Origin of the sequence: Nostoc sp. ChiQUE01b, assembly GCF_034531255.1 — a bacterium.
Classification (GTDB): Bacteria; Cyanobacteriota; Cyanobacteriia; order Cyanobacteriales; family Nostocaceae; genus Nostoc.
The window spans coordinates 1-7628 of sequence record NZ_JAVRBM010000155.1 but is presented as its reverse complement, the minus strand read 5'-3'; the positions used below and the strand labels follow the sequence as shown (position 1 = coordinate 7628).

Sequence of the window (7628 nt, the reverse complement as noted above, 5' to 3'; positions counted from 1 at the left end):
TACATTGTCGCAGTTTTTGATCCCATTTTTTCAGATTTTGTGAGAAATCCGCGATTAATCTCTCAGAGGAAGACTTACTAGCAGAGTTAAAGAAGCGTGGGCTTGATTCAGATACATTAAGTGATGATGATGCTATGAGTCTCGCTGACCAGATAATTCTTGAGCGTGGGCAATTTGGTACACTTGCTACTAGTCATGTCTCGAATGGAAAAGCAGCTAAAAGACCAAGAGCCAAGACTAAAAAAGCACAAGAGGGCATGAATGATTACAAAATCGCTCTTGCCAACCAAGCAAAACAGAAGTTAGAAGAAATTTCTGCTTTTAGCACTGGTATTAACCAAGGAGTCAGAGAGTTCGCTCATAGAGAGGCACAAAAAACTATTGAAGATTTAGATGGTGTAACCAATGAATATCTAGCAGAAATCGCGGAGTACGCCAGAGATTATAAGGGAGAACCAGAAGCCTTTTTTCGTTTCGGTCAGGAGATTGCATCGCTCTATCTCTCTGCTAGCAATGCAGATGCGACCGAATAAATTGATCTTGGTAGCAGCAGTACTGAATCTGCTGCTATTAACCCTCGTTTTGGGCGTGGCAATATATGGAGCAACAAGAGCAGACTCGTCACAAACAATTAAATATTCACCTGAAGAAGGACGGAGAGTTGAGTCTGTCCGGCTTAACACTAGAAAATCTGACAACAGAAGAATTCCTGGTAGTCCAGCAACTTATTGATGAGTCAAAGGCGCGATCGCATTCCAATAGACAGATTGAGGAATTGATGCAACGGGGAATGATGGCTCAAACTGCGATCGCAGCAATAACAGTTTTGATGTTTTCGTTCATGGGGATATATGGCATAACCCGGTACATTGGGTCACAAGTTCAACAAGTTCAGCAGACTTATACACAGGAGTCAGGAGTCAAAATTCAGGAGAACTGAATAGGTAGATTTGAAAAGTGAAAATTTAATGCTTTATAGTCTATTCATTCAGTACTACAATTCTTTATTCTGGCTCCTGACTTCTGAATTCTTTAATTAGTAGTTAGAGGGGAGAAGGGAATGTTAGGTAAATGGCTTCCTGGCTTGTTTGGTAGTAAAAATGATGGAGTAGTATCAACGGATTTAAGAGTTGGGGATGCTACCCAAATTGAGGGGAATTTACCTTCATCAATCCGCGATCGCTACACATTGCCAGCTTACACTACAGCAAAGCAGGTTCTTGATGAAGCAGAGGTGGCTGGCACTCTAAAAGCACAGAAGTGGTTGCACACTAAATTTTCCCGGCACAGGCTCAAGCAGTTGCAATCCTTGGCAGAGATGTATAAAAACCAATTGGCATATTCGAGTGAAGCTATGAAGGTTGAGGAGGATTTGCAGCGAACCAGGGCGTTACATGGAGAGGCAGTGATCCGTCATGCCTTTGGTTCTGTTGAACAGCAACGGCAGTTGGGGGGATACGAGAAAGCGTTTGATGAAGTAGGTGATAGTTTTAGGTTTTGAAAGATGCTGAAAAAAACTTTTAGATTTTGTGGTGATACTTACACAGTAGAAGAAAACTGTCAACCAGAACCCCCGGACAAAGAAGCATATATTTGTCGAAACACCAAAGGGGATAATTTATACTTCTCCCGGACTGAGATTAGGGACAGCATTGTTGCTCTTGTGCCTCCCCCAAATTGTTAACGGGAGCTGACTATATATGCAGATAAAACTATCTTTTGTTGGATATGCAGTTTGTGGAGTTGGGCTGTCAATGTTGATGGGTTTTCTGTCAGTTGCTAGCCCAGTCAGTCGATTCTTAGTGTGGATCATTGGTATGATTTGCATTTGCGGTTTGGCAGTGGGGTTGTTTAACTTTGCTGGCTTAGTCATTAAAGGATTCGGCTTCAACCGCAAAACTTTCACCATTGGCTTAATGCCTGGAGTAATATTTCTGTTTATCTTCTTGACTTTAGTTGCAGCTGGTGTTGCTTTGGGGGTGAGATAAGTTTATGCCATTTGAATTACAACGTCTAACTGCCAGTAGCGTTATTCATGCAGAACGAACTATCTTATGTTCTTTAGGAACGAGTGCAGTTATGTGTCTGTCTGCTCCTTTTTTCTTAAATACTGACCGAATAACAACTGGGATGCTGCTTGGTGCTGGAACGCTAAGTGCTGGCTTATTTGGGGTATCCGCCCAAATCAGCGAAAGTAAGGAAAAAGTTTACCAGTCTTTGCTAGAAGCTGACCTCAAAGCACTTAAACAGCATTTGCAAGGTGAGGCTGTTTATGATTATGTCACTACTGCGATCGCAGCTAAACGCAGAGTTGCTGATTATGTGAATCGGCTACCAGTCCAAGAGCGCCCCCGGTGGATTGCTGAATATCAATTGCAAGGTTTGGTAACTCTTCCAGAACCACCAGCACAACAATCACCCTCACCGGCTGGTATTCCCAATCCCGATATTGCTGATATTGATGAAGAATTTGTGCAGTCCGTGATTAATCCGGGTGCGATGAAAGTTCTCCAAGCGATCGCAGCTAATTATCCTGAGTACATCAGAATTGATGGTGCTTGGATTGATGAACTGTGTGATGCTGCATCTAATCAAAATATGACCCTTCGCAGCAATCACCATTTTTACCTTTCTGGTGGAACACAATCTGGCAAATCAACTTTAGCAGGAGTGATTATCAACAAAATTGGTGCAAAATCTCAAACACCAGCAATTGTCATCGGCAGCGATCCAAAGGATGATGTCACCAGATGGTTGTGCAAGTTCAGCCGTAAGTTTGACGGCATGAAAGCGTTAAGAGATTGGATTACCTTTGCCACAGACCAAATTGACAAGCAGAAAGCAAGAGTATCAATTGTTGGTGGTGAATGTCACGGTGTTCCCGAATTATTTCTTGCTCAGGATGAGGTGGACTCTGTATTTGGTGGTGGCAAGGGACTTCCAGGAATGGTTGATGCTGATACTGCTAAAGATTTGCAGGGTTTTTGGAACTATGTCATCAAATTCACCGCCGGACTTAAAGGACATGGGGTGTTTATGGGCCAGTCTCCACTTTCTGGGGAAACCGGATTTAGCCGCCCATCTCTGAAAAACGTTTGCTTTATTGCGATGGGTCAAACATCGAGTTATATCCTTGACCATCCCCAAGACTTTGTAAACGTTAAAAAGGAGATTTTGGAGGTCTTGCGACAGGCTTGCGAACTGTTAGATAAAGCCGGAGTTCGATATGCCTTGGTGATTCCCACTCGGTCTAATCCCTTTGTTGCCCTAATCCCGGAATTTGATATCAAAGGTCTGGAACAAAAACAAGATTCCAAGCCGAATAATGACACTGTTAATAGTTATAAAAATAATCAGCAATCCTCACAGCAGCAGACTGACTGGTATGAAGAAATTAGAAAATGGGCAACAGAATTAGGGAGAAGACCGCATTTTCAGGAAATCAAACAAAAGTGGCACGAATTAACAGGACAAGAATTAAACGAAAAGGGGGTAACTCTATTACTAGAAAATCTCGGATACCCAAACAATTAAACTGGAACGCTCGATATGGTAATCCCAAACAGTACAAGAAACAAGTAGCACTCGCTCACCGAAAAACTCACAATTATTGTGTAGTCTGTCTGACTAATAAAAGTGAAGAGATCCATCATGCTTACTATGGCAATGATGTTATTGGAGTATCAACATTTCCTACGTGCTACCGTTGTCATCAAGAGATTTGTCATAGCTCGATTAACTGGATGAAAAGCCGTAGTAATCCTGTTTGGGGTAATCGTAATACTGATGAATTTATTACGAGATTGAGGCTGGGATATCAGCTACTTTATGGAGGGATCAAACATTTTTAATTAGTTGAACAGTGTCGTTAATTTTCCTAAAAATTAAGTTTTAAGCTAATCGGAGAAGAATTCTCATGTATAACAGTGAATACGATGATTTAAGTTTTGAAGAGCAATTACATCTGACTGAATCCCTTATCAGACGGCGACAAAATCAGCAGATTTCCTTGCGCCGAAATGCTCAATTGTTGCAGCAAGAGTTAAGTTTTGAGGCTGAATTGTTAGAAGACAATCCAGAGTTAGCCCAAACTATTCACGCTCTCAATATGCAGGAGATTCAGAGTAATCAGCAAGGGTTACAGAATGTTCTAGGTTCAGAAGAATTAGCTTCAAAAGAGCAAAGTGTTTGGAGTAAGTTTTTTCCTGGTTTAGGAGGATGAATGAAAATTTTTAATATCAGAGATCGCCTCAGTTCATTAGTTAAACAAACAACTCAAGTCGGTATTGGGTTTTTAGTAATGCTATTGCTAACTTGTGACCACCCATCTGCATTCGTAGTTAATTCAAGCACAAGTTTTAAGTATTGTATTTGTTGCCTATAGTGAGGTACGAAGGCAAGCGTTGGGCAAGAATTAATCTTCAAAACATATCAACGTTCACTCTGTTAGCTATGTTTTACAAATGAAAGATTACAATTTATCTATATGGATACTGAACGGGATTTCTTATTTTTCAACGAAAGAATCGCTACCAAATATAATCCCTTTTATGAAGGGGAGTATTTGGTAATCCAGTCTTATCCCCGTGAGCATAAGCTAATGGTTGAGCATCGCACTTTTGATTACAAAAATGCCAAAAGTCATTGCGAACTAGAAAATCTAGCTCATGACTATACATCATTTTCTCTTAGGATTTTTCACGATGATAAACTGTGGGAGGTAAACTATAAAGGGGAGCCACAAAGTATTTCTAAGCAACAGAATTGGAGAATTGCCCAAGAATATCTAGAAGCTCACTACGATCCGCATACTGATGCTGAAATGGTCGTATGCCAATGCAGTTACCCCTATTTTTCGTCACTCACTACTGATATTAGCAACAGTGGTGAGTCCATGACTTCGTGGCAAGCGCTCACTTGTCTAGTTAGAGACTTGGGGCGAGATATTCAAACCTGCCCCAACTGTAATGCATCCTTAGTTCGAGCAGATGAATCGGAAGATGATAATTTTGATTTTGATTTTGATGACCAAGTTAGCCGACCAATAGTTTGCATCGGTTGCGCTAACTATCACGGAGTTGAGTATGGGGACAACGTGCTAGTCTGCGGGATACACCCGAATGGATGGGATAGTGAAAATTGCCCAGATTATCATCCGTGATATTTAAAATGGTAAAAAATTGACCCGCTCTCTAGTATGCTCTTCTCAAAAAACCACTACTCAGATAGGCATTAGGCATTGTCATTGCCGCTATTAACTGCTATGTCGAAATGCAATACGTCTTCGCGATCGCCTAGCTTTGTATAAAGTTTAATGGCTGGATCGTCACCAATATCCGCCTGGACGAAAATGACATAAGCCCCACATGCTGCTGCTACTTCCTTCAGCTTCTGAATTAATGCCGTTGCGATCCCCTGCCGTCGGTGTGCGGCGGCAACAGCGAGATCGTAGATATAAATCTCACTGCGCTCCTGCTCGAACTTTTTAAGCTCGTATGCAGTAAGACCGCCAACGACCTCACCTTCTTTCAATGCGGCGATCGCAATGAAGTAGTCACTATCGAGCAGTTGCCGCAGGTAGTCTGCGCTAGGGGGATTTCCATAGGTCTCCACCTCATCGAATGCCTCACCAAAGGTCGCTAATAGAGCTTCCATTAATGCAACGTCCTCTGGCACGATCTGTTGAATGCTTAAGTTCATAGGCTAATCTTTTACTGGTTCAGAGGAATGTTAAAAGTCGAATGTTATAAATCTCCTTACTTGCTATACATATCAGGGAACTTTGCTTGAAGTTTAGCCCAAGGCAGCAAGTCATTCACTATCATATAGCGCTCGTTTGAAAGGTTAGCCAAAATATAGTCAGCAATTCCTAAACGAGACATTTGGGGCTGAGACTGATTACCCTGATCTATCAAAATCGTTTTACACCCTGCACTATGTCCAGCTTCTACATCACTGAGATTATCGCCAATAAACCAAGAATTTGCTAAATCTATATTTTGTTCGCTAGCTGCACGTAAAATCAAGCCTGGTTTAGGTTTACGGCAATCGCAAGCAATTGCATACTCAAATATTACACCATTTGGATGATGGGGACAGTAGTAGAACCCATCTAGCGATAGATCCGCTTTTTCTAATATTTCATTCAATCGTGCTTCCACTCCCATCAAGGCAGATTCTGGAAAATAATCCCGTGCTACTCCCGACTGGTTAGTAATCACAATTAATTTATATCCAGCTTTGCTAAGTATTTGTAATCCTTCAAGAGCACCGATTTTCATTTCGATTAATTGCGGATCAACATTGTTTGGTACATTTTCAATTAAAGTGCCATCTTTATCTAGAAATATCGCCGGGATTTGAGATTGCGAATTTAATTTGTTAGTTCGATGCCAAATTTTCTGATTTTCCAAGAAGTATATTTCCCCATCTTAAATCTAATACCACTTGCAAAAGACGACAACGGTGTTGCCGTGTCTCCCGTGAGCGATCGCGTCCAGCATTATCGCACAGTATAAAACTCGCCAATATAAAAAAGCAAGTATAGTCATTTACAACAGTGGCAAGATTTGATATCCAGTGTATCATCTCCAGCTTATTGTCTATATAATTTGCTGACTATTTCATGTGGAAACTAAGGATGTATATGTAAATATCTGTATTAAGGTTAGAGAACTTCCTGGGCTGAAATCAAAACTAACAGAGATTTGTGATTCCGCAGAAATTGAATATACCTTTACTCAAAGGTTTGGCAAGCTTGCTAAGGTCATATTCCGGTTAAGTTGATTCCCAATGTTGGGTCATAATTGAATGGCACATTTGAAAAGCGCTAACCCTTGATATTACTGGTTTTTGGGTGTGAAATTTAGGTTTTTCTGTAGGAAATTAAGAAGAATTTACGGGTATTTCACACTCGTCCGGTGAAAACTATTTTGATTCACACTGTACTGTGTGAAAAGCCATCTGCCAGAAATTATGTTCAAATTTTGCAACCATTAAAAAAGATTCTTCAGCTTGTTTTTGAATATCTTCCTGTGCCGTTTTTAAAACCTCATCAGCTTGCTGTGACAAAAGTTTTACATATTTTGTAAAATCAGTATTTCCCCATCTTTGTGCAAATTCATCGTAAGGTGCAGGCATCTTACCTGGTAGTTGCCAACCTTGATTATAGGCTAATTCAATAGCCCAAAATGCAGTTGCTTGCACAGGATAAGGCTTGTCTGCAAGACTATGCATATATTTACAATATTCTCTACAGGTTGGTTGTTTTTTTATATTAAGATCCAGTTGTCGTTGGGTAGCTTTTTCTTTAAACCAATTGAGTTCGTCTTTAAGAGCTGCCAGTCCTCCAAGTATCACATCAAAATGTTCTGGAGGTGCGCTGGCTAATACTCGCCCTACCATCCGCGTAAATTCCACAACAAACAGATAATCTTGCATCAAACATGTATTGAATTGCTGGGGTTGAATTATACCTAATTGACACTGTTTTAGAAAGGGATGCACAGTTGCTTCTTGCCAATCTTGAGCATGATTTTGTAAAAGAAGTTTGCAGGTAATAGTCATTTTGGCTCAATAGACCTATCCGAAATATAAATACGGCATAAAAAAGTGGTAGAAGAATAAAA

General features: G+C 40.7%; 10 protein-coding genes. 7 read left to right on the top strand and 3 right to left on the bottom strand.

All coding sequences use genetic code 11. The annotated features are described in order from the left end of the window. Positions 1–134 precede the first annotated feature (134 nt). The 7 genes from RMY63_RS40610 to RMY63_RS40580 all read left to right on the top strand — a co-directional run bounded on the left by RMY63_RS40610 (position 135) and on the right by RMY63_RS40580 (position 5161). On the top strand, positions 135–533 hold the full coding sequence (locus RMY63_RS40610; RefSeq protein WP_322734087.1) for a hypothetical protein: 399 nt from the start codon (positions 135–137) through the stop codon (positions 531–533). A 65-nt stretch (positions 534–598) separates the two neighbouring features. Continuing rightward, positions 599–940 (top strand): hypothetical protein, encoded by a 342-nt coding sequence (locus RMY63_RS40605; RefSeq protein ID WP_322734086.1) that lies wholly within the window; start codon positions 599–601, stop codon positions 938–940. A 120-nt stretch (positions 941–1060) separates the two neighbouring features. Next, positions 1061–1501, top strand: coding sequence for a hypothetical protein (locus RMY63_RS40600; protein WP_322734085.1), 441 nt, complete (start codon positions 1061–1063; stop codon positions 1499–1501). A gap of 199 nt (positions 1502–1700) precedes the next feature. Then, positions 1701–1988 carry a hypothetical protein gene (locus tag RMY63_RS40595; protein WP_322734084.1) on the top strand — a complete coding sequence of 96 codons (288 nt, stop codon included), beginning with the start codon at positions 1701–1703 and terminating at the stop codon, positions 1986–1988. 4 nt (positions 1989–1992) lie between these two features. Beyond that, complete coding sequence (locus RMY63_RS40590; protein WP_322734083.1) at positions 1993–3534, top strand: hypothetical protein; 1542 nt, start codon at positions 1993–1995, stop codon at positions 3532–3534. A gap of 382 nt (positions 3535–3916) precedes the next feature. Next, a complete protein-coding gene (locus RMY63_RS40585) occupies positions 3917–4222 on the top strand; it encodes a hypothetical protein (protein ID WP_322734082.1) in 306 nt (101 codons plus the stop codon). A 264-nt stretch (positions 4223–4486) separates the two neighbouring features. Next, complete coding sequence (locus tag RMY63_RS40580) at positions 4487–5161, top strand: hypothetical protein (protein ID WP_322734088.1); 675 nt, start codon at positions 4487–4489, stop codon at positions 5159–5161. Between the two features lie 71 nt (positions 5162–5232). Here RMY63_RS40580 and RMY63_RS40575 read toward each other — a convergent pair whose 3' ends face one another. The 3 genes from RMY63_RS40575 to RMY63_RS40565 all read right to left on the bottom strand — a co-directional run bounded on the left by RMY63_RS40575 (position 5233) and on the right by RMY63_RS40565 (position 7566). Further along, the gene (locus tag RMY63_RS40575) at positions 5233–5700 is read right to left on the bottom strand and encodes an AAC(3)-I family aminoglycoside N-acetyltransferase (RefSeq protein ID WP_322734081.1); all 468 of its coding nucleotides are present in this window, start codon (positions 5698–5700) and stop codon (positions 5233–5235) included. A 56-nt stretch (positions 5701–5756) separates the two neighbouring features. Beyond that, the gene (locus RMY63_RS40570) at positions 5757–6413 is read right to left on the bottom strand and encodes an HAD family hydrolase (RefSeq protein WP_322734080.1); all 657 of its coding nucleotides are present in this window, start codon (positions 6411–6413) and stop codon (positions 5757–5759) included. 514 nt (positions 6414–6927) lie between these two features. Then, positions 6928–7566, bottom strand: coding sequence for a TenA family transcriptional regulator (locus RMY63_RS40565; RefSeq protein ID WP_322734079.1), 639 nt, complete (start codon positions 7564–7566; stop codon positions 6928–6930). Positions 7567–7628 lie beyond the last annotated feature (62 nt).